At 33.1% G+C, this 26,417-nt stretch carries 24 protein-coding genes, 1 tRNA gene and 1 rRNA gene; 18 read left to right on the forward strand and 8 right to left on the reverse strand.

Annotated elements, in window-relative coordinates:
• The 3 genes from BUB47_RS06050 to BUB47_RS06060 all read right to left on the reverse strand — a co-directional run.
• A 16S ribosomal RNA gene (locus BUB47_RS06050) occupies positions 1–202 on the reverse strand; the annotation flags it as partial.
• Between the two features lie 308 nt (positions 203–510).
• On the reverse strand, positions 511–1,404 hold the full coding sequence (locus BUB47_RS06055; protein WP_073184724.1) for a DegV family protein: 894 nt from the start codon (positions 1,402–1,404) through the stop codon (positions 511–513).
• A gap of 153 nt (positions 1,405–1,557) precedes the next feature.
• Positions 1,558–3,588, reverse strand: coding sequence for a urocanate hydratase (locus BUB47_RS06060; protein ID WP_073184726.1), 2,031 nt, complete (start codon positions 3,586–3,588; stop codon positions 1,558–1,560).
• A 272-nt stretch (positions 3,589–3,860) separates the two neighbouring features.
• On the opposite strand from BUB47_RS06060, the gene hutI reads away from it, so the two are divergent.
• The 5 genes from hutI to BUB47_RS06080 all read left to right on the forward strand — a co-directional run bounded on the left by hutI (position 3,861) and on the right by BUB47_RS06080 (position 8,081).
• Positions 3,861–5,126 (forward strand): imidazolonepropionase, encoded by a 1,266-nt coding sequence (hutI, locus tag BUB47_RS06065; protein ID WP_073184728.1) that lies wholly within the window; start codon positions 3,861–3,863, stop codon positions 5,124–5,126.
• 106 nt (positions 5,127–5,232) lie between these two features.
• Positions 5,233–5,309 (forward strand) — tRNA-Arg (locus BUB47_RS06070).
• A gap of 152 nt (positions 5,310–5,461) precedes the next feature.
• Complete coding sequence (locus tag BUB47_RS09915; RefSeq protein ID WP_143270618.1) at positions 5,462–5,638, forward strand: Clp protease; 177 nt, start codon at positions 5,462–5,464, stop codon at positions 5,636–5,638.
• A gap of 199 nt (positions 5,639–5,837) precedes the next feature.
• Positions 5,838–6,542 carry a pirin family protein gene (locus BUB47_RS06075; RefSeq protein WP_073184730.1) on the forward strand — a complete coding sequence of 235 codons (705 nt, stop codon included), beginning with the start codon at positions 5,838–5,840 and terminating at the stop codon, positions 6,540–6,542.
• Positions 6,543–6,680: 138 nt separating this feature from the next.
• Complete coding sequence (locus BUB47_RS06080; protein WP_073184731.1) at positions 6,681–8,081, forward strand: aldehyde dehydrogenase family protein; 1,401 nt, start codon at positions 6,681–6,683, stop codon at positions 8,079–8,081.
• Positions 8,082–8,222: 141 nt separating this feature from the next.
• Here BUB47_RS06080 and BUB47_RS06085 read toward each other — a convergent pair whose 3' ends face one another.
• Positions 8,223–9,767 carry an AbgT family transporter gene (locus BUB47_RS06085; RefSeq protein ID WP_073184733.1) on the reverse strand — a complete coding sequence of 515 codons (1,545 nt, stop codon included), beginning with the start codon at positions 9,765–9,767 and terminating at the stop codon, positions 8,223–8,225.
• Positions 9,768–10,052: 285 nt separating this feature from the next.
• Here BUB47_RS06085 and sdaAB point away from each other — a divergent pair, with 285 nt between their 5' ends.
• The 4 genes from sdaAB to BUB47_RS06105 all read left to right on the forward strand — a co-directional run bounded on the left by sdaAB (position 10,053) and on the right by BUB47_RS06105 (position 13,560).
• Positions 10,053–10,721: an L-serine ammonia-lyase, iron-sulfur-dependent subunit beta gene (gene sdaAB / locus BUB47_RS06090; protein WP_073184735.1), complete on the forward strand. Its 669-nt coding sequence runs from the start codon at positions 10,053–10,055 to the stop codon at positions 10,719–10,721.
• 2 nt (positions 10,722–10,723) lie between these two features.
• Entirely contained in the window at positions 10,724–11,599 is an 876-nt protein-coding gene (gene sdaAA / locus BUB47_RS06095; RefSeq protein ID WP_073184736.1) for an L-serine ammonia-lyase, iron-sulfur-dependent, subunit alpha, read from the forward strand.
• A gap of 17 nt (positions 11,600–11,616) precedes the next feature.
• Entirely contained in the window at positions 11,617–12,840 is a 1,224-nt protein-coding gene (locus BUB47_RS06100; protein WP_073184738.1) for a dicarboxylate/amino acid:cation symporter, read from the forward strand.
• A gap of 318 nt (positions 12,841–13,158) precedes the next feature.
• Positions 13,159–13,560, forward strand: a complete 402-nt coding sequence (locus BUB47_RS06105) for a pyridoxamine 5'-phosphate oxidase family protein (RefSeq protein WP_073184740.1) — start codon at positions 13,159–13,161, stop codon at positions 13,558–13,560.
• Between the two features lie 159 nt (positions 13,561–13,719).
• Here the strand turns inward: BUB47_RS06105 and BUB47_RS06110 are convergent, their stop codons facing one another.
• Entirely contained in the window at positions 13,720–14,457 is a 738-nt protein-coding gene (locus BUB47_RS06110; protein WP_083529092.1) for a heparan-alpha-glucosaminide N-acetyltransferase domain-containing protein, read from the reverse strand.
• A 1-nt stretch (position 14,458) separates the two neighbouring features.
• A complete protein-coding gene (locus tag BUB47_RS06115; RefSeq protein WP_073184742.1) occupies positions 14,459–15,301 on the reverse strand; it encodes a deoxyribonuclease IV in 843 nt (280 codons plus the stop codon).
• A gap of 166 nt (positions 15,302–15,467) precedes the next feature.
• Here BUB47_RS06115 and BUB47_RS06120 point away from each other — a divergent pair, with 166 nt between their 5' ends.
• The 8 genes from BUB47_RS06120 to BUB47_RS06155 all read left to right on the forward strand — a co-directional run bounded on the left by BUB47_RS06120 (position 15,468) and on the right by BUB47_RS06155 (position 22,971).
• On the forward strand, positions 15,468–16,157 hold the full coding sequence (locus BUB47_RS06120; protein ID WP_073184743.1) for a response regulator: 690 nt from the start codon (positions 15,468–15,470) through the stop codon (positions 16,155–16,157).
• 2 nt (positions 16,158–16,159) lie between these two features.
• The gene (locus BUB47_RS10230) at positions 16,160–17,941 is read left to right on the forward strand and encodes an ATP-binding protein (protein WP_073184745.1); all 1,782 of its coding nucleotides are present in this window, start codon (positions 16,160–16,162) and stop codon (positions 17,939–17,941) included.
• An 8-nt stretch (positions 17,942–17,949) separates the two neighbouring features.
• Complete coding sequence (locus tag BUB47_RS06130; protein ID WP_073184747.1) at positions 17,950–19,311, forward strand: hypothetical protein; 1,362 nt, start codon at positions 17,950–17,952, stop codon at positions 19,309–19,311.
• A gap of 1 nt (position 19,312) precedes the next feature.
• Positions 19,313–20,158, forward strand: a complete 846-nt coding sequence (locus tag BUB47_RS06135; RefSeq protein ID WP_073184749.1) for a two-component system regulatory protein YycI — start codon at positions 19,313–19,315, stop codon at positions 20,156–20,158.
• Between the two features lie 73 nt (positions 20,159–20,231).
• Positions 20,232–21,017 (forward strand): MBL fold metallo-hydrolase, encoded by a 786-nt coding sequence (locus tag BUB47_RS06140; RefSeq protein ID WP_073184751.1) that lies wholly within the window; start codon positions 20,232–20,234, stop codon positions 21,015–21,017.
• 8 nt (positions 21,018–21,025) lie between these two features.
• Positions 21,026–21,769, forward strand: a complete 744-nt coding sequence (gene surE / locus BUB47_RS06145; RefSeq protein WP_073184753.1) for a 5'/3'-nucleotidase SurE — start codon at positions 21,026–21,028, stop codon at positions 21,767–21,769.
• 12 nt (positions 21,770–21,781) lie between these two features.
• On the forward strand, positions 21,782–22,084 hold the full coding sequence (locus tag BUB47_RS06150) for a hypothetical protein (RefSeq protein ID WP_073184755.1): 303 nt from the start codon (positions 21,782–21,784) through the stop codon (positions 22,082–22,084).
• On the forward strand, positions 22,081–22,971 hold the full coding sequence (locus BUB47_RS06155) for an alpha/beta fold hydrolase (protein WP_073184757.1): 891 nt from the start codon (positions 22,081–22,083) through the stop codon (positions 22,969–22,971). The genes BUB47_RS06150 and BUB47_RS06155 overlap by 4 nt, the downstream gene beginning before the upstream one ends.
• A 49-nt stretch (positions 22,972–23,020) precedes the next feature.
• Here BUB47_RS06155 and BUB47_RS06160 read toward each other — a convergent pair whose 3' ends face one another.
• Positions 23,021–24,034 (reverse strand): threonine aldolase family protein, encoded by a 1,014-nt coding sequence (locus BUB47_RS06160; RefSeq protein ID WP_073184758.1) that lies wholly within the window; start codon positions 24,032–24,034, stop codon positions 23,021–23,023.
• 157 nt (positions 24,035–24,191) lie between these two features.
• On the opposite strand from BUB47_RS06160, the gene BUB47_RS06165 reads away from it, so the two are divergent.
• Entirely contained in the window at positions 24,192–25,265 is a 1,074-nt protein-coding gene (locus tag BUB47_RS06165; RefSeq protein ID WP_073184760.1) for a pyridoxal phosphate-dependent aminotransferase, read from the forward strand.
• A 125-nt stretch (positions 25,266–25,390) separates the two neighbouring features.
• Here BUB47_RS06165 and BUB47_RS06170 read toward each other — a convergent pair whose 3' ends face one another.
• Positions 25,391–26,332 carry an NAD(P)-dependent oxidoreductase gene (locus BUB47_RS06170; protein ID WP_073184762.1) on the reverse strand — a complete coding sequence of 314 codons (942 nt, stop codon included), beginning with the start codon at positions 26,330–26,332 and terminating at the stop codon, positions 25,391–25,393.
• Positions 26,333–26,417: the final 85 nt, after the last annotated feature.

Genomic DNA, 26,417 nt, shown 5'->3' on the forward strand with positions numbered 1-26,417 from the left:
ATTAATTTCATTGGGTATTAATCCCAGTTTCCCGAGGCTATCCCCATGTCAAAGGTAGGTTACTCACGTGTTACTCACCCGTCCGCCGCTAATCCAATTCATCTTCATCCCGAAGGAATCTGTCGAATTTTCATCGCTCGACTTGCATGTGTTAGGCGCGCCGCCAGCGTTCGTCCTGAGCCAGGATCAAACTCTCAATTAAAATTTGATTTGCTCAGTCAATTCTCACTGACTTTATTTCCGCTAAGCATTTTTGCTTGTTTGCTTATTCTTTCTCTTACACTATTTAATTATCAAGGTTGTTCGCTGCTTTAAAACAGCTTATTTATTATATTATGTCTACGCTTTAATGTCAACATCTTTTTTACTTTTTATTTAAAGTTTTTTTATTTCTCTTAAACTTCTCTTTAAAAAGTTTTGCCGTCTCTTTGACAGCTTTATAAGTATATTCATTTTCAACTACTTTGTCAATACCTTTTCATTAAAAAAACCAGGTTTTTTTACCTGGTCCTATATTTCTTTTTTTAAATACTTGTGAAACTTTGATGGTATCTCGTTTTCTAAGTATCCCGCCCCTATTATATCTGGCCCAGTATGAGCTCCTATTGCACATCCCAAAGACTGTGGCACTAACTCTGCACTTAAGTCACTTTCTAATAGTTCTAGAAAGGGCATTATCGTCTCCTCATCTTCTCCGTATATTGGATATATCACATCAAAACTTCTTTCGTGATCTATGGAAGACTTTATTATTTCCAACATTCTCTTATAAGACTTGTGGTTTCCTCTACAAAGTTCTCGAACCTGCAATTCTTTTTCCTTGACGTTAATGAGCGGTCTAATATTGAGTATTTTTCCAACCGAACGAGCTGTTCTGGAAACTCTTCCTCCTCTATATAAGTACTCCATGTCAAATACTGTAAATATATGTCTTACATTTTCTACTAAAAAGTCTAGAAATTCTACAGTTTCTTCAAAGTTGGCACCATTTTTTACAGCAAGTGCTGCATAATAAGTTACAAGACCAAATCCAACAGATGCTGAACAAGAATCTACTGAGGCCATCTTTACATTTGGATATTTCTTTCTCATCTCTTCAAGAGCTAAAAGTGAATTGTTATATCCACCTGTTATACCTGAAGAAAGAGAAATATATATGAAGTCTTTTCCTTCTGATGCTAGAGCATCAAATTTTTCCAAGTAATCATAGAGAGGAATTTGAGCTGTTTTAAAGTCTGATCCCTCTCTTTGTTTTTTAAACAACTCATCACTTTTTATATCAATGCCATCCCTATACTCTACCCCATCACTGGTAACTATTATATTTAGAATATCTATGTTAAGTTCATCAATTATTTCTCTATTTAAGTCGCATCCCGAGTCTGCAATTATTTTTAATTTCATTCTATAACCTCGCTTTATAATTTTAATTTTATACTACTAGGTTGATTTTTTCCATAATTTTATGTAATTAGTTGTATTTTAAATTATAAGTTAGTCATAAAAATAGGGAAAGCTCTAAGCCTTCCCTATTTTTATTTATATTTTCTTCTATTATTATTTGTTAAATATTTTTGAAACAGAATCTTTAACTAAGTTTTCGTCAGTTAAATATGGAATTGTAATATGAGCTTCATCTTCATGTTTCTTGTTAAACTCAATAGAAACTTCCATTGCATGGTCATTTCTAGCCCAGTTACGTCTAGCAACTCCACCGATTACGTCCCAACTCATTGCTGATTTAATGATTTCATCAACTCTCTCAGAACCATCAAGCACTAAACCAAATCCACCGTTAATTGATTTACCGATTCCAACTCCACCACCATTGTGAAGAGCTATTAAACTCATTCCTCTAGCAGCATTACCAGCATAACATTGTACTGCCATATCTGCTGTTACATTTGAACCGTCTTTAATGTTTGAAGTTTCTCTAAATGGTGAGTCTGTTCCTGATACGTCATGGTGGTCACGACCTATCATAACAGGACCAACTTTTCCTTCTCTTACTAATTTATTAAATGCAAGGGCAATGTTTACTCTTCCCTCTTCATCTTGGTATAAAATTCTAGCTTGAGTTCCTACTACTAGTTGATTCTTTTCTGCATCTCTAATCCAATTGTAGTTATCTCTATCTTGATATCTTCTTGTAGGATCTATTGCATTCATTGCCGCATGGTCAGTAGTAACTAAGTCTTCGTGTTTTCCACTTAAGCAAACCCATCTAAATGGTCCATATCCATAGTCAAATAGAAGAGGTCCCATAATGTCTTCAACATATGAAGGCCAAATAAATCCATCTTTATCGTCTATTCCATTTTTAGAAATTTCTGTAACTCCAGCATCATAAACAGCTTTCATAAATGAGTTGCCATAGTCAAAGAAGTAAGTTCCCTTAGCTACTAAGGCTTTAATTACGTTAAAGTGCTTTTTAAGAGTTTCATCTACTAATTTAACAAATTTATTGTGATCTTCTCCTAGAAGTCTAGTTCTCTCTTCAAAAGTAATTCCTGATGGACAGTATCCACCACCGTATACGTTGTGGCAAGAAGTTTGATCTGAAAGAAGGTCAATATGGAAGTTATTTTCATTCATGTATTCAAGTAAATCTACTATGTTTCCATGATATGCAATTGACATTGCTTCTTCTTTGTCAAGATACTCTCTAGCCATTTTACAAGTTTCTTCTGGAGTTTCAGCAAGTTTTGAAATCCATCCTTGTTCAAGTCTTGTTTCAATTCTTGAAATGTCAACTTCAGCAACTATAGTTACAGAGTGAGCTATTTCTCCAGCTTTACCTTGAGCACCACTCATTCCACCAAGTCCTGATGTTACGAATAATTTACCTCTTAGATCTCCTTCAGCTGGAATTCCAAGTTTTAATCTACCTGCATTTAGAATTGTGTTAAATGTTCCGTGAACAATTCCTTGAGGTCCAATGTACATCCAACCACCAGCAGTCATTTGACCGTAGTTTGTAACGCCCATTTCTTCTGCAACTTCCCAATCTTCAAGATTGTCATATTCACCAATTAATAGTCCGTTAGTAATTATTACTCTTGGAGCTGTTGGTTTTGATTTAAATAATCCTAGAGGATGACCTGATTCAACTACTAGAGTTTGATCTTGTGTCAATTCTTCAAGGTATCTTTTAATTAAATTATATTGCATCCAGTTTTGGCAAACTTGTCCTGTTTCACCATAAGTAACTAATTCATATGGATAAAGAGCAATTTCAAAGTCAAGGTTGTTTTCAATCATAACTTGGAAAGCTTTACCTTCTAAACATTTTCCCTTATATTCTTCAATTGGCTTTCCGTAAAGTCTTCCTTCTGGTCTAAATCTATAACCATAAATTCTTCCTGTAGTTGTAAGCTCTTCTAAGAATTCCGGAACTAATTCTTCGTGAAATCTCTCAGGAATATATCTCAACGCATTTTTAAGAGCTACTTCTGTTTGAGCTTGTGTTAAACGAAATCCCCTATCTGGTGCTCTACGAATTCCCTCTTGGAATTTAGGCATTTCTGGTAGTTCGTCAAATTCAAGTTTAATTTTCATTGAACTTTCAATATCATTATTGTTAATCATTTATTTTCCTCCTCTTATTTATTAATCATCTTTTAACTAGACTTTTGATACCATGTTATATTGACATCGTCTTTAAAGTGTCCATTCAAAACATTTTAAAAAAAATGTTACTTTTTTAATAGATAAGTAATGCTCAATTTAACAATAAATTATTTGACACTAATTAGATTTTAATTAATTAATATCATTAGTAACAATTATTAGTAATATTTAATGATATAATAATTATAAGTTATTGATATTAAAAGTTAATTAAATAGGAGGTTAACATAATGACAGCTGATAAAATACTGTATAATTTAAACGAAATTTTTTGTCCAATAGACCCTGGTCATCCATTAAAGGGCTCAGAAATGAACGAAGCTAAAATCTTAAAAAATGGATATATTGCAATAAAAAGCGGAAAAATCCTAGAAGTAGGAGAAGGAAATGTTCCTAAGACACTTATAGACGAAACAACTGAAATGACTGATCTTTCAGGACACGTTGCATCACCAGGTTTAATAGACTGTCACACTCACTTAATCTATGGCGGAAGTAGAGAAAATGAGTTTGCAAAAAAGCTCAATGGAGTTAGCTATATAGACATATTAAAAGAAGGTGGCGGAATTCTTGCAACTCAAACAGCTACTCAAAAAGCTTCATTTGAAAATTTATATTTAAAGTCTAAAAAACTACTTGAACATATGATGTTCCACGGAGTTACAACAGTTGAAGCAAAATCAGGATACGGCTTAGACTGGGAAAATGAAAAAAAACAACTTGAAGTAGCTAAAAAATTAGACGAAGATATGCCTATTGACTTAGTATCAACATTTATGGGCGCACATGCAATTCCAAAAAAATACGCTGACAATCCAGATGCCTTTATAGACGAAGTTATAGGAATGCTTCCAAAAGTAAAAGAAGATAACCTTGCAGAATTCGTAGACATTTTCTGTGAAACAGGAGTATTTACAGCTGAACAATCATATAAATTGTTAAAAGCAGCTCAAGAACAAGGCTTTAAAACCAGAATCCACGCAGATGAAATTGATTCAATTGGCGGAAGTTCAGTTGCAGCAGAACTTAAAACTACAAGTGCAGAACACTTAATGGTAATCACTGATGAAGACATTAAAAAACTAGCTGATGCCGGAGTAATAGGAAACCTGCTTCCTGGAACAACATTTTCACTTATGGCTGAACAGTATGCTCCAGCTAGAAAAATGTTAGACGCAGGAATGGCTATTACATTAACTACAGATTCCAATCCAGGATCTTGTCCAATGGCAAACCTACAATTTATTATGCAACTTGGATGTTTTGCAATGAAACTTACACCTATAGAAGTTTATAATTCAGTTACTATAAACGCTGCCTACTCTGTTGCCAGAGAAGATAAAATAGGAAGTTTTGATGCTGGAAAAGACGCAGATATAACTATATTTGAAGCACCTGACCTTGACTACACTTTATATTTCTTTGCAACAAACTTATGTAGCGAAGTTTACAAAAAAGGTGAATTAATAGTTAAAGACCGTCAAATGGTTAAATAATAACAATTAAATTTAAAAAATATTTAAAAAGTGGCTCTCTAAATTCATCGAGTCACTTTTCTTCTATTGACATACATTTTTTATTATACTAAAATTAATATATTAGGCACACATAGCTCAGTAGGATAGAGCGACGCTCTCCTAAAGCGTAGGCCGGGGGTTCGATTCCTCTTGTGTGCACCAAACTAAAGTGTATTTTTAGCAATTTACGTTGCTTAGAAATACACTTTTTATTTTAGTCATTTGTGTTTTCTCGCCTTATTTTTATTTTTTAACACAGAGCAAGTAGACAATTAAGGCTGTATAACATAATTTTTAAATTGGAGATGATAACTATGGAAAAAATATTTAAAACAACTGCTTATGGACCAAATAGTCCTCTTAGGATAAAAACAAGTAATTCAATTTTCTATTCCGGTCCGGAAGTAAAAGCTAAAGTTAATACGGAAACTGGTGAAGTTACTTTTTTTATAGATGAAGACGACTTAGAAGAATTAAAGGATGTAGATTAAATAAAAATAATATTTAGTTCAATTTATGCCTTACTAAGAATTAAACTTACTTCCTAACTTTTTTAAATTTTATAAAATTAACTCTCTGAAAAACACCCTTATTTTATCGGCTTTATTCCAAGGATACACCTATGTGATTAAAATATATATCCTCTGGGTATTATGGATTTGAACAAAATAAACTTATAAGGAGTTAATTATGATAAATTTAATTAAAAGAGATAGTCTAGGTCACAGCAATGAACACTGGTTAGATAGCTTCCACCACTTTTCATTTTCATCATATTACAATCCCGACAACATAAACTTTGGGGTGCTTCGTGTTTTAAATGATGACATGGTTGCTCCTACTACAGGTTTTAACACTCACCCACACAAGGACATGGAAATAATATCCTATGTTGTTGACGGTGAACTTACACATGCTGACAGCATGGACAACAAGAGAGTTTTAAAAAGAGGACAAGTTCAATATATGAGTGCAGGAACAGGTGTAACTCACAGTGAACACAACTACGGTCATAATATTTTAAGATTTTTACAAATATGGATATTCCCGGATAAAGAGGGATATATTCCTAATTACGGTGACGTACTCTTTGATTTTGAAGACAGAGTAAATAAGTGGATGCCCATAGCTTCAGGAAGTGGAGATTCAACTTTTCCGATTCAAGTTCATGCAGACGTCAACGTATATGCAACTTATTTAACACCTGGTGATTCAATAGATTTTAAAGTTGGAAAAGACAGACAGGCATACCTTGTAGCTGTTGAAGGTGAAATGGAAATTAACAGTATTTTACTGGAAGAAAGAGATGCTCTTGAAATAGTTGAAGAGGATATAAATATATATGCAGGCAATTCTTCACATGTTTTAATTATAGAAATGGCAAAAGAAAAATAAATATTAAGACCAATCATAGGCTTTATATAAAGCTGGTGATTGGTCTTTTATTTTTACATGTTTTATCTTAAATAGCATGGTTTTCGAAGTCTTTTTGCACATATGGGTATATATTCAAAAAAGAATGGAGGTCATATTTTGAAAAACTATGATTTATACATTAATGGAAAGTGGACTGTATCTAAAGAAAAAGATTTTATTGAAGTTGAAAATCCCGCTACAAGAGAAATTATTGCAAAAGTTCCGGCTGCATCAGAAAGCGACGTTCTAATGGCAATAAAAGGTTCCAAAGAAAGTTTCTCCAAATGGAGTGAAACTGCACCTTTAAAGCGCTTAAACTACGTTAATAAAATGTACGACTACTTCGTTCAAAATAAAGATGAAATTTCCAAGACTCTTTCTCTTGAACTTGGATGTCCTCTTGATTTTGCAAAAGTTCGTCACGTTGAACCCTATCTCTTAAATATTGAAAACTACCTTGAAATTGCAACAGGTTACTCCTATGTAGAAACTAATGTAGACTATACTATTTATAAGGAGCCCGTTGGCGTTGTAGCTTGTATTACACCTTGGAACTACCCCTTTGGACAAATTGTAAAAAAAGTAATTCCGGGACTATTAGCAGGAAATACCATACTGTTAAAACCTAGCAAGAGAACTCCCCTTACTGCTTACTACTTTGCAGCTGCAGCTGAATATGCAAATCTTCCTTCAGGAGTATTTCAACTTCTTCCTGGAAGAGGTGGCGAAGTTGGAAATGTACTTGCAAAGCACCCTGATGTAGACATGGTAACTTTTACAGGCTCTACTTCCGGTGGAAAAGAAGTCGGAAAACTAGCGCTAGACAGTGTCAAAAAATTGGCGTTGGAACTAGGCGGAAAGTCAGCTGCCGTAGTATTACCTGGGGCAGATTTAAAAGACTCTCTTAAAAAAGTCCTCGACACAGTCTATTTAAATGTAGGTCAAACTTGTTCTGCAAAAAGCAGATTAATTGCACCAAGAAGTTTAAAAAAAGAAGTAGAAGAAACTTTAATTGAACTTACAAAAACTTATAAATTTGGAAATCCATTAGAAGATGAAGTTGACGTTGGCTCACTACAATCTAAAGCACAACTTGAAAAAGTGAGCAAATATATAGAAATTGGAAAAGAAGAAGCTACACTTCTCTATGAAGGCGAAGTTCCAAAGGGCAATGGATACTACATCGGCCCTGTTATTTTTACAGAAGTTTCTCCAAAGGCAAGAATTGCCCAGGAGGAGATTTTCGGTCCAGTGCTCTGTGTCATATACTACGATACTGTTGAAGAAGCTGTTGAAATTGCCAATGACAGTATTTACGGATTATCTGGAATGGTATTTGGCCCTGGTGAAGATGCACTTAAAGTAGCAAGACAAATTCGCACAGGTCAAATTCAAGTTAATGATGGAGTCTTTAGTCAAAACGCACCTTTCGGTGGATATAAACAGTCTGGACTTGGCAGAGAGGGTAGCATTTATGGATTTGAAGAATTTTTAGAAATTAAAGCTATATTTATGTAGTGTATATTTTTAATATCTAAACTACAGTTTTAAATTTTTAAAATCCAGTTAAGCTACACAATATTTATTTCAAAATACTTCAAACAAAAAATAACCTAAGGTATAAAATCCTCAGGTTATTTTTATTATTATTTTTATTTTTTAAACATATAGTGGAGCTCCAGGTCCTATTGGAAGTCCTAAAAGCATCCAAATTATCATCAACACTGTCCAAGATGCTAAAAATGCCATTGAATATGGAAGCATCATTGAAATTAGTGTTCCAAGTCCTGAATCCTTATCGTATTTTTGCATAAATACTACTATTACTGCAAAGTAACTCATAAGTGGAGTTATAATATTTGTAGATGAATCTCCTATACGATATGCAACTTGAGTAAGTGCTGGGTGAAGTCCAAGTCTGTACATCATAGGTACGAATATTGGAGCCATAATAGCCCACTTCGCTGATGCTGAACCCATAAATAAGTTTAGGAATGCAGCAATAAATATAAATAGTATTACCAGTGGAAGACCTGTTAGTCCTATACTTTGTAAAAACTCTGCCCCTGTTACTGATACTATTACTCCAAGTTTTGACTCACTGAAGTATGCAACAAATTGAGAAGCAAAGAATGCAAGTACCATGTATGCTCCCATTGACTCCATTGCTGATGTCATTGCTGAAACTAAGTCATGTGTAGTTTTAATTTTACCAATTGTCTTACCATAAATAAGACCCGGTATTAAGAACAACAATAGTATTCCAGGTATTAACCCGTTATTTAAGAAGTTATTTAACTTCATTTCTCCACTTGCTTCATCAAGTGCTCTAAATACTGCGTTTTCTGGGAACATTAAAAGTGCCATGATAACAACATAAATTAAAAGACCTATAAGAGCATTTCTAAGCCCTTTGTTCTCTAAATCTGAAACAGGTGTGTTGTCTGGTACATAGTCTCCAGTGTACTTTCCTAAGTTCTTTTCTACTACTTTGTCTGTTATAATTGTACCAACTATTGTAAGTACAAATGTTGACACAATTAAAAAGTACCAGTTACAAGTAGGTGCTAACACCATATCAATTCCTGAAGCCTTTAACGCTTCATTTGTAATACCTGTAAGTAGTGGGTCTGTAGTTCCAAGCAAAAGGTTTGCTGAGAATCCTCCAGATACTCCTGCAAATGCTGCTGCAAGACCTGCTAGCGGATGACGTCCAGCCATTCCAAATATCATAGCTCCAATAGGAACAACTACAATATATCCTGCGTCAGATGCAATATTTGACATAATTCCGGCAAATACAACTATTGGTGTCAAAATTCTCGCATTTGCATTTAAAAGTAATTTTTTAAGAGTTGCGTCAAAAAGTCCAGTCCATTCAGCAACACCTACTCCAAGCATTGCAACAAGAACTGTTCCCAATGGAGCAAATCCTGTAAAATTAGTCGTAGCTGAGTTAAATATGTAACTTAACCCCTCTTTGTTTAAAAGTGAAAACGCACTTACAGTAACTTCTTCTGCCGCTTTTGCATCATAATAAGTTACAGGATGTCCGACCCTTGAAACTATTTCTGATGCAATAATTACTATAACTGATAAAATAACAAATAATATTGCAGGGTGCGGTAGTTTATTACCAATTCGTTCAACGCCTTTTAAAAAACCACCAATTTCTTGACTGTTTTTTTGTTTTTCATTTTTCATACTTATACCTCCTTATAAACTAAATTATACTATATGTGTTGAGCTTTCTGCAATCGTTTGTTTTTTTAATATTTATTTTATACATTCATTTACTCCTGTACTTTGTAAAAGTAAATTTACATTTTGTTTTACAAACTTTTTTATAAGATTATTTCGCTAATTGACTCATTTTTATCAATCTATAACTTTTTAATAATCTTATTTCTCTTCCTATATATATATTGTTATATTTACTCATTTGCTGTATTATAATTATAGAATAAATTAAATGGGGAGGTTTTTTATATGGCTGAATATAGTGCTTTTGATGTTCTGGGTCCAATAATGGTTGGTCCCTCTAGCTCACACACTGCAGGTGCTTGTAGAATTGCCAATACAGCAATGAAAATTTGTGGAAACGATTTTCTTTCTGTTGAATTTTTACTACACGGTTCCTTTGCTCTCACATATAAAGGTCACGGAACTGACAAGGCTCTTGTTGGTGGTATTATGGGATATGAGCCCGATGACGATAGAATTAAAACGTCATTTGAAATAGCAAAAGAAAAGGGAATAAACTATGAAATTAAAACTACTGATCTTGGTGAAATCTATCATCCAAATACAGTAAAAATTGTATTTCGCTTTGAAGATAGACCTGACGAATATATTATTGGTACGTCTATTGGAGGCGGAGCAATAACTATTGTAAACATTAATGGGGTTCCTATCGAATTTAGGGGAGAATTCCCTACAATTCTACTTCAATACAAAGAACAAAAGGGAGTTATCTCCTATGTGTCTTCACTATTGTCGGGAAATGATTACAATATAGAATCTATTAACACTGAAAAAGATAAGCTTACTGACGTTGTAACGCTTACTATAGAGATAAATAAACCTCTAACAGAAAACTTGAAGGCTGCAATTTTAGATGTAGATAGATTTTTATCAACAAAATATGTGGAGGTATAATAATGTATAATACTGCAAAGGAAATTTTAGATGTCTGCAAGGAAAAAAACTGTCACATCTATGACTTAGTTCTCGCAGAAGAAATGAAGAGAGCAAAAAAAAGTGACAATGACATAAGAGCTCACCTTGATGAAATAATTGAAGTCATGGTCAACTCTTCTCTTGAAAATTTAAATAAAAAAAATACTACTAGATTTCAAATGACTGACGGTTTCGCACAAATGTGCAATGAATACCAGGAAAACAAAGAACCTATCATTGGAAAGTTCTTAATGAAAACTATGGCAATGGCATTCTCCACTAGTGAAGTAAATGATGCAATGGGCAAAGTTGTAGCTGCGCCTACTGCTGGATCTTCAGGTATTATGCCTGCTACTATTGTAGCTGCAAAGGAAAAATACGACCTTGACAATGAAACTATTCAAAATGGTATGTTGACTTCTATTGCTATTGGGCAGATAATAGCTAAATACGCCACCTTTGCTGGTGCTGGGGGCGGATGTCAAGCAGAGTGCGGTTCAGCTTCAGCAATGTCTGCAAGTGCACTGGTAACAATGCTTGGTGGAACACCTGAACAAGCTCTTCACGCAGCAAGTATAACCCTAGTAAACGTACTGGGACTTGTATGCGATCCTATAGCCGGCCTAGTACAATATCCTTGTACTTTTAGAAATGCGTCCGGCGTTATAAATGCATTTATTTCAGCTGATATGGCGCTAGCTGGCGTAACTTCCATAGTTCCCTTTGACGAGGTAGCTCAAGCAATGGGAGAAGTCGGACGTGCAATGCCTGAGTCCCTAAGAGAAACTGGTATAGGCGGACTTGCAGGCACTAAAACCGGTCAGAGGATAAGGAGAGAATTTTTAGGAACAAAATAGAATAGGAGATGCAAAAAATGACTGAAACAAAAAAGAAATTTAAGTTAGGGCTTATCCCAAAACTTTTAATTGCAATTATCCTTGGTATATTGGTTGGTTCATATTTCCCACCAGTTATCACTCAAATTGCAGTTACAATTTCAGCAAACTTTGGTAAATTTTTAAACTTTATCATACCGCTGATGATTATAGCATTTGTAACTAAAGGGATTGCCGACTTATCAGAAGGTGCCGGAAAACTACTTCTTGTAACTGTGTTAATAGCTTACTTATCAACACTTATAGCTGGTACGCTTTCTTACACTATGGCAAGAACAATTTTCCCAAGTTTTTTAGAACCACAAATGGTAGAGCAAATTCAAACTGCTACTGATAAAAACTTAGCCGCTTTCTTTGAAATACCACTTAATCCTATTATTGATGTTACTGCAGCCTTAGTTCTTGCATTTTTATTGGGACTATGTGTGTCTATTCTTAGACAAAAAGGCTCTGGAGATGGATTTTATAAGCTTATCAACGAATTTAATGAAATCATAAATATGGTACTTGAAAAAGCAATAATTCCACTACTTCCACTGTTTATCTTTGGTAACTTTACAAATATGGCCTACTCAGGTTCTGTATTTGCAATACTTCAAATATTCTTAAAGATTTTTGTATGTATAATAGCTCTTCACATATTGTACATAAGTGCAATGTTCATAGTTGCATGTGCATATACCGGTAAAAATCCATTTAAGTCTATTAAAGAAGCACTACCTGCATACTTAACAGCAATTGGAACTCAATCTTCAGCTGCTACAATTCCGGTTAACGTGGAGTGTAACAAGAAGATGGGAGTTTCTAAGCAAATAAGGGAGTTTGTAATTCCACTTTGTGCCACAGTTCACTTACCTGGCTCAATGATTACACTTACTGCCTGTGTGTATACACTTCTTGAAATGTATCAAATGCCACATAACTATGCACTTATAATTAAGTTTATAGCTATTTTAGGTATTGCAATGGTTGCAGCACCTGGTGCACCTGGTGGAGCTGTAATGAGTGCTCTTCCTTTCCTACCAGTAGTAGGAATTGCATCAGACAGTCCGCTGGCTTCAATCTTGATAACTCTATATATAACTCAAGATAGCTTTGGAACTGCTGCCAACGTAACTGGCGACAACGCCGTTTCAATAATGGTAGAAAAAATATACTATAAATACATTGTTAAAAGACCTATACCAAAAGAAGAAATGTAATAATAAAAAATACGCCTTCCAGCTTAGAAGGCGTATTTTTTATTAAAACTTATATTGTAAATAAAATAATTTACCACTTAACACAGTAAATTCTCAATCTCTTTTCTTCAATACATAAAAGACACTGAATTAAATTAGAAGCTAAACATCTTTTCTATATTAATATTTCAATATAAAACTGTGAATTTTTAAAAGAATCCACTTTAACATCTTAGAATGGTTACCTCAATAAAACCAACTAACATAAAAGTGCCTACTTGATTAATTAGTCATACTTTAATACCATTGTCTTATAATAGAAAAGGAGATTTTACAACTATGAAAGAATTTTATGAATTATTAAATCAAAACAAAATCTGTACCTTAGCTACATCTTCTAGTCACTCCCCTCGAGCATCAATTGTAGAATACATAATTGTTGATGATTCAATTTTATTCGCAACTTACCCGGATTCTATAAAGGCTAAAAACTTATCTGAAAATAAAAACATCAGTCTCTCAATTTCTTCACTTCCACAATTTTCAACTATTGATGGCGAAGTTTGTGAACCTACAGAATCTGAAAAAGATACCTATACTAAAATATTTTTAGAGAGAACACCTGAATTTTCTTCTTATGTGGTAAATTCAAGGTTACCTTTTACTTATTTTAAAATAAAAATAAAAAAAGCTTTTTATAATGCATCAATGGACACAGAAACTAAAATCATTGAATTTTAGTAAAATATTTTTAATAATTAAGAGAGGTTAGAGAAAACCAAAATTTTCTCTAACCTCTCTTACCCCGCTTTTGAAGTGATTAAATTGTTTTATAACTTGTCTAATCTTGGGCTTTTCATAATCTAAAAAGCCTAAACAAAGTTATATAGTAATCTTTCACTATGTTATAAATTTACTTATTATAAATAACACGGCGTATATTACAACTTGATGCAGCAAATATATTATAAGGCTTCTTTCTCCAATATATGAGAGTATATTTGGCTTTCCCATAGGAGATAAGTATCCCTTTTCCTCTACCACTATTCCCATATAAAATCCAACTACAAAGATAAAAAACCATGGCACTATTGGAAAATAATCCACTGACGAAAATCCCGCGTGAGGAAGTCCAACTATAAAAGTGTACTTTAAACTATATAAAAATTCAGGTACATTTATTTTTGTAAATCCCAAATTTAAATATCCACTTGGCAAGTTATAAAACACCACAAACAACAGTAAAAACATTAAAATTCCCAAGTACTTATTTATTTTTAACAGGCCTTTTTCAATTAGCCCTATTATAAAAATAGAAGCACCTATTAAACTTAAAATTCCAAATAGTACATAGTCATCGGAGTCAAATAGATAAGTTGCAATAGTTATTACAAAGCCCAGCGCAAAAATATATGCACCTCTTTTTTTGTAGCTTTTATAAAACCTAAGGCTTATTCCCGATACAATTAAAAATATTATAACTGTGGAAACTTGCCACACTTCTGCAACTCTTCCATGTAGAAATTCAATTTTATAATTAAAAAAATAAACTAAATCATAGAGTATGTGGTAGATTACCATACTTATAATCATAAGCCCTCTAACCATATCCACATAATAATTTCTACCTTTTTTCAAGCTACTCACCTCTTAGAGATTTTAAGAGTTCAATTTCTTCTCTATGTCCTAAATTATCTAAAGGCGTTTCTAAATAAAATGGCAAATTTCTTAATTTTGGATGATTAATTATATTTTTAAAAGCATCTATTCCAATACTTCCCTTGCCAATTTCCTCATGTCTGTCCTTGTGTGAGCCCATTGGATTTTTAGAGTCGTTTAAGTGAATGGCCTTTAATTTATCCAATCCTACAATTCTGTCAAACTCCTTCAATACTCCATCTAAATCATCTACAATATTGTATCCTGCATCGTAAACATGGCAAGTATCCAAGCAAACTCCCAACTTGTCTTTTAAGTTTACTCTGTCAATTATCATTTTTAGCTCTTCAAACTTGCTACCAACTTCTGTTCCCTTTCCACTCATAGTTTCAAGTAGTACCGTTGTGTTCATATCTTCAAATAGTATATTGTTTAATAATTTTGAAATTTCCTCCACTGCATAGTCTATTCCCTGCTTGAGATGACTTCCCGGGTGAAAATTATATAGGTTTCCGGCAAAGTACTCCATTCTCTTTAAATCATCTTCCATAACTTCAAATGCAAATTCTCTAACATACTCTTTATCTGAACATGGGTTTAAGGTGTAGGGAGCGTGACAAAGTATTTTTCCAAAATTATTTTCTGATAAAAGCTCTTTTAGCTTATCTGCATCTTTGTAGTCAAATTCTTTTGCCTTTGAACCTCTTGGATTTCTCATAAAAAATTGAAAAGTATTTGAATCTGCTTCCACTGAATAGTTAAATAGACCTTCAAATCCCTCGTCCATAGACTGATGTGCTCCAATTATAAATTTATCTTTCATATCTTCCTCTTTTACAATTATATTTTCAACTTCTATTCTATCATTCTTTACATATTAACTTAAAGCTTTACTAAAGTTTATTATTAATTTTTTAATTAATCTGCTACAATTGTATATATTCGAAAGTATAGTGTCTTTTTGATATAATAAGAAAAGGAGGGATTTTATGAACGAAAAAATTCTTGTTGTTGACGATGAAGTGGCAATAGCTGAAATAATTGAATATAATTTAAAACGTGAGGGATACAGTGTCTCTACAGCATTTGACGGAAGAGAAGGCCTTGACATGTTAGACAAGGAAAGTTTTGATCTGATAATACTGGATGTCATGATGCCTAAAATCGACGGATTCACAGTTTTAAAAGAACTTAGAAAAAACTATCGTACACCTGTTATTATGCTCACTGCAAAGGAAGAAGAAGTTGATAAAATCTTAGGACTTGAACTTGGGGCTGACGACTATGTTGTCAAACCTTTTTCCATGAGAGAGCTAACTGCTCGCATTAAGGCGATTTTAAGACGCCGCGACTTTGAAGTTTCCAATATTGAAGAACCTCAAATAATAGAAGCCCAAGATTTAATTATAGATTTGACAAAATATGAAATTAGAAAAAAGGGAAAGGTAATAGAACTCACCCTTAGAGAATATGAACTTTTAAAGTACTTAGCTTCTCACCCCGGCCAAGTTTTTTCCAGAGAGTTACTTTTAAATGAAGTGTGGGAATACGGCTACTACGGGGATATTAGAACAGTAGACGTGACTGTTAGAAGACTTAGAGAAAAAATAGAGGACAAGGACAAAGACTACAAGTATATAATGACTAAGCGCGGTGTGGGATACTACTTTGGAGGATAATAATGTTTAACAGTATAAAGTCTAAATTTATAACTATATACTTTTTGTTAATGCTCATATGTATTTCCATTGTTGGATCTCTTATTATCAACAGACTTGAATCTCAACAAATTCAAAATATCTCAGATAATATTAACAACAATTTAAATAATATGTCAGGCGCCTCAGCATATATGTACAACTCTAATTGGAAGAGTCAAAAATTTCAATTTGAAAATACTCTTGATGACTGGCCCCTCTCTCAGGGAGAGGCAATCTATGCAATTGTGGACTCAACTGACTATCCTTTAATTTTAGCATCTTCTACTAGCGGGGCTTCAGCCGGCGATAAAAGCGCCCTCTCATCTAAATCAATTGAACCCGACTTGGTATTAAAGGCTCTTTCAGGAGAAGAAGGCGACAAAATAACCACAAATAAAAATACAAATCAAAAAGAAAAACACGTTGCCAAGCCTGTTTTATCTTCTGACGGAGATGTAAATGGAGTCTTGTATATGACGGCAGACCTGTCATCTGTATACAAGGTGATTGACTATGCAAAGATAGTATTATCTGCCGCTACAGCACTGGCTCTTGGTATAACTATAGTTCTTGGATATATACTTGCCAGCTCTATTACAGTTCCCATTAGAGATCTTACAAAAAAGGCAAGTAAAATGGCAGAAGGCGACTTTAATCAAAAGTTTGAAGTTAAAAGTGATGATGAAATCGGAAAATTGGGCTCCATGTTTAACTACTTAACTGAAGAATTAGACTCTACTATAAATCAAGTTAACCTTGAAAAAAGTAAGTTGAACACAATTTTTAACTACATGGCAGAAGGCGTTATTGCCGTTGATAGAGAAGGATTCTTACTACATGCAAATCCAATAGCCAGAAATATTCTATCTCTTGATGAGGAGTACTTCTATAAAAAACAGGATTTAACTAAATTAAACATCTTTGACATAAACTACTATGACGACTCCACGCTGGAGGGCGAAACTAAAGTAGATATAAAAGACAGTTTTTACAAAATAAAATATGCACCTTATAAAAAAGAAGACGGGAAAAACTCCGGTCTTATTGTTGTGCTTCAAGATATAACCAAGGAACATAAATTAGACTTAATGAGAAAAGAGTTTGTGGCAAATGTCTCCCACGAGCTTAAAACTCCAATCACTACAATAAAATCCTATAGCGAGACAATATTGGAGTCACCTTTAGATAAAGATGATGTACATCACTTTGTAAGTATTATAAATAGAGAAAACAACAGAATGGGAAGATTGGTTTCAGATTTACTTCAACTTTCCAACTTAGACTATAACAGCTCCAACTGGAACTATGAGGAAATTGACACTTACTTTGCAATAAACGAAATACTTGAAGTGCTGTCTGTGCTAATTGAAGAAAAACATCAAAATATTGAACTGGACATCCCAATGGATATAAAAGACATATTCGCTGACAGACACGCACTTGAACAAGTTCTTATGAACATAATTTCAAATGCAATTAAGTATAGTGACGACTCCAGCACAATTAAAATTTCAGCCACTTCAAATTACTTTAACGTAAAGATAGTAGTTGAAGATCATGGCATAGGAATTCCAGAGGAAGACATAGATAGAATTTTTGAAAGATTTTACAGAGTGGAAAAGAGCAGAAGCAGAGCTCAAGGCGGAACAGGACTGGGCCTTTCAATAGCTAGGGAACTTATCCTCTCAATGAATGGAGACATTAAGTTGGAATCTAAACTAAACGAGGGAACTAAAGTAACTCTAACTTTTGAAACTGCATAGGTGATAATGTGAATAAAAAAAATATTATTTTAAATATAATTTTAATAGTTCTTGTAGCTCTGACAATAATCCAGTCCAGTTTTTTGTGGATTGATCTTCCTAAAAGAGAAACGTCAAACCAAGCTACAGAGTCCTACAACCCTGAAGAGCTCTTTATTGAAATATTAAAACCTCAAAAATTAATTGTAAACTTTGGAGAACAAAGACATACCATACTAAATAAATTTGACGATACCTACAAGGAGTATTTAGATACAATTTTTACAATCTTTAATGAAACTGAAGAAGACAGTTTAGTTCCAATTACTGTTGAAGAATATTTGGACTTTCAGCAAAAGAGATCTATAGTCTTTGAATTTAATAGAGTTATAACGGGAAATATATTTAGAAATTTACTGGGCTTTTCAAATAAGAGCAACAAAAAAAATGACAATATACCCATTTCAAATATATATATTTCAGATTCAGATGTAATAATAGGAAATGCCAACGGATACTTTAAGTCCAATATCTCTATAAATAAGAGCATAGCCACTACCTTATCTACTATAGAAAATCAGGGCTACGAAAATTACAACAACTTCTTTGAACTATATGGAATTAAAAAGAACTTACTATTTCCTCAAAAAACCTCTATTTCAGTTAGAGATGTTTACTACTCCAGTGACTTACTTCAAGTGGAGCAACAGACAAAAAATAACCTTGCTGAAAAGTTGTTAAGTCAAAGTATAGACTACATTCAAGAAATCACTCAAGACAATGGAACTACATTTGTATATGAAGATAAATTTTTAACTTTAAATAACAATGGCGCTATATACTATGAGGATTCATCAAATATAGAATCTAAAGACAGAAACTTATACACCTCTTTAAATAGTTCTATAAACTTTATTGCAAATAAAGTCGGAACTGTTGAAAGTCTATCTCTGTCTAAAATAGAGCCCATTGAATTAGGCAAAAACTTAGGCTATAAATTTTCTTTTAACATTTCAGAAGATTCTGTTCCCGTAGTTATAAACGGAGAAAAATATAAAAACTATATTGAACTGCAAGTTTTTTCCGATCACATAAGGTCCTATCAACAGGCCTATAGACAAATTGAAAACGACCCTGAAATTAAATACACCAACACCAGAGTACTTCCTCTTGAAAGTATTGTAGACAAAAATAGAATTTTATTTGTAGATGAACTAAGTGAGCTCACAGTTCAAGATATCTTAGCGAAAATTCAAGACATTGACTTAGTTTATCTCTATGACTTTCCAAAAGAGGAATTTCAAAAACTTAGCATTGCAGTTAAAATAAACTACGACAATAGAGAGCTGTTTTTTTCTACAGAATCAGGCAAATTTATAATGGAGAGATAATATGGATTGGTATAAATCTAAAAAAATATTAATTATAGCCCTGCTCATTACAAATATAGTGCTGTTTGGATACCTGTCTTTTAACTACTATCAAAATAGAGATGAAACTACAACTTCTGCATTTGTTAAAGAAGTTTCTCAGTTACTTGCTGAAAAGGACATTAAAATTCATGAAGATGCCTATATTCCAAAAAACAAAAATAAACTTCCATCTCTACGAGTTGAATTTGAATCCTACTCTGCATCTGATATTAACAAAAGATTTTTTAATTCTACTGGATATGTTGAAGAGCCAAACTCCGGCTACACTAAAATCAACTCCGATAATGAACTAGTGGGAATTATAAACTCCAGAACTATAAGATATGAAAACTCAACTAAAAGCGGCTCCCTAAATATCTCTGACATGGTACAGGCTGAGGACTTAGCTGAAAAATTTTTAATTGAAAAGGATTTTGATATCTCCAATATGAAGTGTACCTTTAGAAGTGAAGAAGATGGAAAATATCAATTAATATACTCTAAAACCTTTGACGATGTAGTCATTGAAAGATCCTACACTAAATTTGTAATTGATAAAAAAATAGGTGTAGTCTCCATGGACAGACTTTGGTTAAATGTAATAGATAAATCTCAAACTGACATATCTCTTAGCTCTGCACCTAGAGCACTACTCACTTTACTTGATGATAGTTCAAACTACGGAAAGACAATAGTTGAAATTGACGAATGCTATTATTTTGACCCTGAAGCTCAAGGATACCTTGAAGCAATACAGGGACGTGCAATTCCCGCATGGAGAATTCAGTTTTCAGACGGAGAAAATGTAGAGGTGGACAACTATTAAGTCCATCTCTTTTTATTAAAAGTATTCACAATTAATTTAGTTTATATGGTAAAATAAAATACTGGAGGTTTTTATGAAATTTTGTTCTTTATCAAGTGGTTCAAATGGAAATTGTGAATACATTGAATATAAAAATACTAAAATATTAATAGATGCCGGACTTTCCGGGAAAAAAATTGAAGGCTTATTAAAATCCATAGATGTAGATATTAGTGAGATAGATGCTATTTTTGTAACACATGAGCACTTAGATCACATAAAGGGCGTTGGAGTTTTATCTAGAAGGCATGACTTAAAAGTATTTGCCACAAGCGAAACTTTTCACAACATGTTGCCTACTATAAAAGATATAAAAACTGAAAATTCTTTTTTATTTGAAAACTCAAAACCCTTTTACTTTAAAGATTTATATATAGATCCTATTAATTCCTTTCACGACTGCGAAAACGGAACTTGTTTTAGTGTAACCGGAGACAAAAAAGTTTCAGTTGTAACTGACACAGGTTGGATTAACACTGAACTGTTGGAAAAAATGGAAAATTCAAGTCTCTACTATATTGAGGCAAACCACGACTATGACATGCTTATAAATGGCAGTTACCCTTGGAGTTTGAAACAGCGCATTATCTCAAACAGAGGTCATTTATCTAATGTAAATGCCGCTGAAGCTCTTCAGAAATTAATTAATAAGAAAAAGGAAATTGTAATGCTTTCTCACCTTTCAAACGACAATAACTTGCCCAGACTTGCAACGAGAACTGTAAGAGATTTTCTTTCAAACAAGAATATTTTAGAGGGTACTGATTATATACTTGAAGTTTCTCCCAGAGAAGAGGCTTCAATAGTTCATGAACTTTAGGAGGTATTATGAATATATTACTCACCAATGACGACGGCGTATTTGCACCGGGCATAAAGGAACTTGGAAGACGACTTTTAAAAGAGGGTCACCACGTTACAATAGTTGCCCCTGAAGAAGAAAATTCAGGCAAGAGTCACGCCATTACACTAATGAAAAAACTAAGATTTAGTTTAGTAGATATAGAAGACTTAGACTGCTTGGCATATAGCGTTTCTGGAACACCTGCAGACTGCGTTAGAGCAGCTTTGGAAATACTTGGAAATAATTTTGACTACTGTTTCTCAGGATGTAACTTGGGGTATAATGCTGGAATGGACATTTTATATTCCGGGACAGTTTCAGCTGCCATTGAAGCAAATGTATTTGGAATAAATTCAATTGCAGTATCAACTGAATTTAGTAGAACCGGACCAAACTATAGGACTGCCTCTAAAATTGCAGTTGATGTATTTAACAAACTCAGTGACAAAGTTGAAAAAGTTCAAGTCTTAAATGTAAATGTTCCAAATGTTGATTATAAAGACGTTAAGGGTATAGAAGTTTGTAGAATAGGCGGTTCTGTAATGGACAAGTACACAAGTTACAAGACAGCTAATGGATATACTTTAGAGCTGCATGGCAGAAATCACTGCGAACATGCAAGTGAAACTGACCGCTATTTCTTAGATGAAGGATATGCTACAGTTACACCTCTTCTATATGACCTGACAAATGATCAACTTATTAAAAGCTTGAAAGAGCACATATAAGGAGTGCATATAATGAATAAAAAAGTAAACTTATGGAGCCAAAGAGAACAGTTTGCTTATAAAATTCTTCTTGCAACATTAGTTTTTTCTCTCTTTTTATCTTTCTTTATAGGCGATAAAAAATCTATTGAAGGATTTTTAAGCTATATATCTCTTGGATTTCTAAATGCAAGTTTCATTGTCTTTATAATATTTAAAGCCATGAACTTACTTCAAAACAAAGAGACAAATTTAAAACCTCTACTTTCAATTTCTGTAGATGTAGCTATGGCAGCTTTTTTACTCTACACATTTTGGTTTAGGCTAACACCATGAAAGAAATTTTATATTATAAATCAAGTAACGGCATAAATAATATTTATGCCGAAATTTATAATTGCGAAAATCCCAAGTGTGTTTTACAAATTGCCCATGGAATGTGCGAATATATTACCAGATATGAGGATTTTGCCAACTACTTAAATAAACACAACATTGTAGTTGCGGGAAATGATCACCTTGGACATGGCAGAAGTGCAGAAACTCTCGGATACTTTGGAGAAGGTGACAACTTAAACCACGCCGTAGATGACATTGAAAAACTAAGCCTTATATTAAAAGAGCGATATGACCTTCCCATATACTACTTGGGACACAGCATGGGTTCCTTTATAATGAGATACTTTATATCAAAGTACAGTGCAGAAAAGTGCATTCTCATGGGTACGGGATATATTGACGACTTCTCTGCAACTGTGTTGGATTTACTTTCAATTTTTATCTCTAAAGTCAAAGGCGACAAATACATAAGTAAACTCTTAGTAAAACTCTCCACGGGAGCTTACGCTAAGAAAGTAAGAGGTGATACCTATGACTGGATAAGTTACAACAGAGAAAATGTAGAAAAATTTGCAAATGACCCACTGTGTAATTACTCTTTCACAGTCAACGGATATAGAACTCTTGGGAAGTACTTACTTAAAATAAATACTCACTTAACTATAGATAGAACCAGCAGAGAAACTAAAATTCTCTTTGTCTCAGGAGAAGATGACCCAGTGGGAAATTTTAAAAAAGGCGTTTTAAAAATCTACAACAAGTACAAAAAAAAGGGATTTAAAAATATAAAATTAATATTTTATAAAAATATGCGCCACGAAATTTTAAATGAAGATAATAGAGAAATTGTATACAGTGATATTTTAAACTTTTTAGAAAATTAAGACTCCTTACAAGGTAATGTTGTAAGGAGTTTTTATTTTTAATACTATATTAAATTTCTAGTAGACAGTTTTTTAAACTTTCTATTTCTTCATCAGTTGTCTTATAAGTTGTAACAAATCTAAGTGCTTTGTTTTCTTTATCATAAGGGCTTACTTCAAATAAGTTTTGCTCTCTTAATTTTTCTATTTTTGAAGTGGGATATATGATAAATATTTGATTGCTCTTAGGCGTTTGATAAAACTCTATTTTAGTCTCCTCAATTGCCTTTGCTAACTTCAAACTGCTATTATAGGCTTTCTTTCCAAGTTCATAGTAAAGTCCATTTTCAAAGAGCGCTTCAAATTGAGCTCCCATTACGAATCCCTTTGCCATTACAGCTCCTCTTTGCTTCATAAAGTTTCTCAAATTTTGCTTTAACTCATCTTCCACCACTACCAGTGCCTCACCGTAAAGTGCTCCATTTTTTGTTCCACCCAGTGTAAAAATATCGCACACTTCGCATAAGTCAGCCACGTCCATTCCCGATGCAGCAAGGCCCACTGCCATTCTAGCTCCATCTATATATAAGTACAGTCCATGCTCTAAACATACGTCATAGATACTTTTTATTTCTTCATAGCTATATACTGTTCCAAGCTCAGTTGTTTGAGATATGTATACGACTTTTGGAACTATATGGTACTCCTCTGTGAAATCCTCTAATCTTTCTTCTAGAGCATCTGCGCTTAACTTTCCATCTTCTGAGTGTATTAGCTCCACCTTGTGTCCTGTCGCCTCTATTGAGCCTGCCTCGTGCCCTACAATGTGTCCGGACTCCACTGCAATAATTCCCTCATAGTGCATTAAATTTGCAGAAATTCCTATAATATTTGCAATAGTTCCCCCGGCTAAAAATTCAATTTCAATGTCATCTCTTTTTAAATCTCTCTTTATTAATTCTTTAGCCCTATTGGTGTACTCGTCATTTCCATATCCAATATTCGCCTTTTCTCTTACACTTGCCAATTTTTTATAAACTTCCTCATGACATAGGTCATTATAATCATTTAAAAAAACATTCATATTTACACCTCCAAATTACAATAATTATAACATATAGACCCTGTTTCTACTTTAAAATATTAACAATTATAAGTGCCTATTCACTTAAACTTACCTAATTTAAGCTAAATACTGTGATATAATTAAGTTAATAATAAATTTTAATAGAGGAGAAAATATGAAAAATAAACATGGAGCTAATATATTTGAACTCTCAAGAAAATACGGATTTGAAATCGAAGATATACTAGACTTCTCATCTAATATAAATCCTTTGGGAGCTTCTAAAAAAGCTATGGAGCACTTAAAAAACAACTTGGAATTAATAAGCACCTATCCCGACCCTGAATACTTTGATTTAAAAAGCGCTATTTCCAATTACACAAATTCAAATATGGAAGATATATTTCTGGGAAGTGGAACTACAGAACTTTTAAAAGAATATATACAGTATATAAACCCGAAAAATGCAATGATTTTATCACCTTGTTACAGCGAATATGAAAGCGAACTAAAAAAAATAAATTCAAATATATTTCACTATGCACTAAATGAAGATTTGGAATTTAAAATAAATGTAGAAGACTTAATAAGTGAAATTAACCTTAATAAAATAAACTTGTTAATCTTTGCAAATCCAAATAATCCAACAGGAACAATTTTAAGTAGAAGTGAAATAGAAAATATTTTAAATAATACAGATACCTTTTTACTAATTGACGAAACTTATGTGGAATTTACAAATACAGATGAATTTTCTTCAATTCCACTTACAAAAAAATACAGCAAGTTATTTGTTACAAGAGGTGTGAGTAAATTTTTTGCAGCCCCTGGAATAAGATTGGGGTATGCAATAACTTCTGATGAAAATACGAAGATTCACTTTAACAGCAACTCAATGTTGTGGAGTATAAATATATTTGCAGAACTAATGGGACAAGTTATGTTCTCCGACAGCGAATATCTAAACACTGTTTTTAACTTTATAAAAGCTGAGAGAACTTATATGACTGACGAACTTTCAAAACTGCAAAATTTAAAAGTTTATAGCTCCCAAGGAAATTTTATACTATGTAAAATATTAAATGATATAACCGCCCACGAACTTAGAGAACATCTGCTTAAAAAGGCAATTGTAATAAGAGACTGCTCTAACTTCGTTGGACTTACTAAAAATCACTTTAGATTTTGTATTTTAAAAGAAGAAGATAACAAAAAACTGGTTTCTGAAATTGCAGAATTTTTAAAATAAAAAAACAGCTCTATTAGTTTATCTAACTGTAGAGCTGTTTTTACAAGTTATATTTAATCAACAAATTTTTATTTTTACTGCCTCTTGTTAAACTATATATTTATAAGCTAAACATATTTTATTTTTTAATACCCTCTATTAAAATTTACAATATTTACTACGTCTCTTCCCTCTTTCAAATTCTTTAAATTAGCTACTACTCCTCGTAAAAATCTCTCTTCAGCATCTTCTGAGCTGGAGGAAATATGCGGAGAAATATATACATTATCCATATCCCAAAGAGGACTGTCCACTGAAAGAGGCTCTACTTCAAATACATCTAAGGCAGCAGCTCTAACTTTTCCACTTTTTAAATTTTTCACAAGTGCTCTTTCATCTATTACAGCACCTCTAGAAATATTAACTATAGATACACCATCTTTTAACTTTTTAAATCTCTCTTCATTTAAAAATCCATCAGTTGACTCTGTTGCCGGAAGTACCATAACTATAAAATCTGCACTTGAAAGTTCGCTGTCTAAATTGTCGTCTTTAACACAGTAGTCAAAATATTTAACATCTCTTCCCGAAGTATTATATCCCACAATTTCCATGTCAAAGCCCTGTAATCTCTTAGCCCCCTCCTGAGCTAGAGAACCTGTACCTAAAAATAATATTTTTTTGCCATATAAATTTCCCGACTTTAATCTATACTTCCAAAGCTTTTTATCTTGATTTCTAATATCAACTTTTGCCATCTTTGTCATTTCAAGTAAATTAAATACAGTCCACTCTCCTATTGGCTCTGAGTAGGCTCCATGATTATTTGTCACAACTATGTTGTTTTCTCTTATATAATCTACTGGCAAATAGTCAATTCCCATTGAATATAAAAATATATACTTCAAGTTTTTAAACTTTGACAAGTCCATCTTAGCTAATAACATTGAGCCACAGATTACAACTGCATCTGTCTTATAGTTTCCCGAGTCCACATCTGCCGGAGTAATGTGTTCCATTTCAAAACCCAACTTACTAATTTCTCTTACTTGCTCTTCATTTACTCTTCCTACCATTGCAACTTTCATATTTACACCTCAAACACTCTTATATTTTAATAGATAGTTTATACCCAATTATCCAGCCATGGCAAACCACATTAGTGTACATCTT

The sequence above is a fragment of the Anaerosphaera aminiphila DSM 21120 genome (assembly GCF_900129925.1).
Classification (GTDB): domain Bacteria; phylum Bacillota; class Clostridia; order Tissierellales; family Peptoniphilaceae; genus Anaerosphaera; species Anaerosphaera aminiphila.

Excerpts from the sequence above, each read along its gene's own strand:
- BUB47_RS06055 (WP_073184724.1), bottom strand. The coding sequence starts at position 1,404 with ATGAAATTAAAAATAATTGCAGACTCGGGATGCGACTTAAATAGAGAA.
- BUB47_RS06060 (WP_073184726.1), bottom strand. The coding sequence starts at position 3,588 with ATGATTAACAATAATGATATTGAAAGTTCAATGAAAATTAAACTTGAA.
- hutI (WP_073184728.1), top strand. The coding sequence starts at position 3,861 with ATGACAGCTGATAAAATACTGTATAATTTAAACGAAATTTTTTGTCCA.
- BUB47_RS09915 (WP_143270618.1), top strand. The coding sequence starts at position 5,462 with ATGGAAAAAATATTTAAAACAACTGCTTATGGACCAAATAGTCCTCTT.
- BUB47_RS06075 (WP_073184730.1), top strand. The coding sequence starts at position 5,838 with ATGATAAATTTAATTAAAAGAGATAGTCTAGGTCACAGCAATGAACAC.
- BUB47_RS06085 (WP_073184733.1), bottom strand. The coding sequence starts at position 9,767 with ATGAAAAATGAAAAACAAAAAAACAGTCAAGAAATTGGTGGTTTTTTA.
- sdaAB (WP_073184735.1), top strand. The coding sequence starts at position 10,053 with ATGGCTGAATATAGTGCTTTTGATGTTCTGGGTCCAATAATGGTTGGT.
- sdaAA (WP_073184736.1), top strand. The coding sequence starts at position 10,724 with ATGTATAATACTGCAAAGGAAATTTTAGATGTCTGCAAGGAAAAAAAC.
- BUB47_RS06100 (WP_073184738.1), top strand. The coding sequence starts at position 11,617 with ATGACTGAAACAAAAAAGAAATTTAAGTTAGGGCTTATCCCAAAACTT.
- BUB47_RS06105 (WP_073184740.1), top strand. The coding sequence starts at position 13,159 with ATGAAAGAATTTTATGAATTATTAAATCAAAACAAAATCTGTACCTTA.
- BUB47_RS06115 (WP_073184742.1), bottom strand. The coding sequence starts at position 15,301 with ATGAAAGATAAATTTATAATTGGAGCACATCAGTCTATGGACGAGGGA.
- BUB47_RS06120 (WP_073184743.1), top strand. The coding sequence starts at position 15,468 with ATGAACGAAAAAATTCTTGTTGTTGACGATGAAGTGGCAATAGCTGAA.
- BUB47_RS10230 (WP_073184745.1), top strand. The coding sequence starts at position 16,160 with ATGTTTAACAGTATAAAGTCTAAATTTATAACTATATACTTTTTGTTA.
- BUB47_RS06135 (WP_073184749.1), top strand. The coding sequence starts at position 19,313 with ATGGATTGGTATAAATCTAAAAAAATATTAATTATAGCCCTGCTCATT.
- BUB47_RS06140 (WP_073184751.1), top strand. The coding sequence starts at position 20,232 with ATGAAATTTTGTTCTTTATCAAGTGGTTCAAATGGAAATTGTGAATAC.
- surE (WP_073184753.1), top strand. The coding sequence starts at position 21,026 with ATGAATATATTACTCACCAATGACGACGGCGTATTTGCACCGGGCATA.
- BUB47_RS06150 (WP_073184755.1), top strand. The coding sequence starts at position 21,782 with ATGAATAAAAAAGTAAACTTATGGAGCCAAAGAGAACAGTTTGCTTAT.
- BUB47_RS06155 (WP_073184757.1), top strand. The coding sequence starts at position 22,081 with ATGAAAGAAATTTTATATTATAAATCAAGTAACGGCATAAATAATATT.
- BUB47_RS06160 (WP_073184758.1), bottom strand. The coding sequence starts at position 24,034 with ATGAATGTTTTTTTAAATGATTATAATGACCTATGTCATGAGGAAGTT.
- BUB47_RS06165 (WP_073184760.1), top strand. The coding sequence starts at position 24,192 with ATGAAAAATAAACATGGAGCTAATATATTTGAACTCTCAAGAAAATAC.
- BUB47_RS06170 (WP_073184762.1), bottom strand. The coding sequence starts at position 26,332 with ATGAAAGTTGCAATGGTAGGAAGAGTAAATGAAGAGCAAGTAAGAGAA.